This is a genomic window from Flexibacter flexilis DSM 6793, assembly GCF_900112255.1.
GTDB classification, from domain to species: Bacteria; Bacteroidota; Bacteroidia; order Cytophagales; family Flexibacteraceae; genus Flexibacter; species Flexibacter flexilis.
The window spans coordinates 1-1186 of record NZ_FOLE01000044.1 but is presented as its reverse complement, the minus strand read 5'-3'; the positions used below and the strand labels follow the sequence as shown (position 1 = coordinate 1186).

1 protein-coding gene is annotated in these 1186 nt (G+C 46.1%); it reads right to left on the bottom strand.

Going from position 1 to position 1186, the window contains the following annotated elements; all coding sequences use genetic code 11:
* Positions 1-1186: serine-rich family protein (locus tag BM090_RS18075; protein WP_143084054.1), on the bottom strand; the 1186-nt coding region annotated here is incomplete at both ends.

The window sequence follows — 1186 nt, the reverse complement described above, 5'->3', positions numbered from 1 at the left end:
CTCACGCAGCTACCTGAAATCACACTTACTGTATAGGTATCGGGTAACAAACCACTCATATCTTGGCTCGTACCTACTACCGTTCCTGCACTGTTCGTCCATGAATAAACATAGCTACCTGCCGATGGACTGACACTCAAATCTATACTGCCATCTCCTGCTCCGCACAAGCTCTCATCCACTTTCGTTACTGACAACGTAAATGGACTTGGATCACTCAACGTTACCGTTAATGTCGCAGTACAAGTGCCTTGACTTACCACTACCGTGTACGCTCCTGCACTCAAACCACTTATATCTTCACTTGTACCTACTACTACGCCTGAACTGTTAGTCCAGCTATATGTATAAGTGCCAACAGGACTTACACTCAAATTGATGCTACCGTCTGCGCCACTACATACACTCGGATTTACTACGCTCGATGACAACGCAAAGCCTACTGATCCACCATTGATCACCACACTCGTCGTGCTCACGCAGCTACCTGAAATCACACTTACTGTATAGGTATCGGGCAACAAACCACTCATATCTTGGCTCGTACCAACCACCGTTCCTGCACTGTTAGTCCATGAATAAACATAGCTACCTGCCGATGGACTGACACTCAAATTGATACTGCCATCTCCTGCTCCACACAAGCTCTCATCCACTTTCGTTACTGACAATGTGAATGGACTTGGATCACTCAACGTTACACTTAAACTCGAAGTACAAGTGCCTTGACTTACCACTACCGTGTAAACTCCTGCACTCAAACCACTTATATCTTCACTTGTACCTACTACTACGCCTGAACTGTTAGTCCAGCTATATGTATAAGTGCCAACAGGACTTACACTCAAATTGACGCTACCGTCTGCGCCACTACATACACTCGGATTTACTACACTCGATGACAACGCAAAGCCTACTGATCCACCATTGATCACCACACTCGTCGTGCTCACGCAGCTACCTGAAATCACACTTACTGTATAGGTATCGGGCAACAAACCACTCATATCTTGGCTCGTACCAACCACCGTTCCTGCACTGTTAGTCCATGAATAAACATAGCTACCTGCCGATGGACTGACACTCAAATCTATACTGCCATCTCCTGCTCCGCACAAGCTCTCATCCACTTTCGTTACTGACAACGTAAATGGACTTGGATCACTCAACGTTACCGTTAATGTCG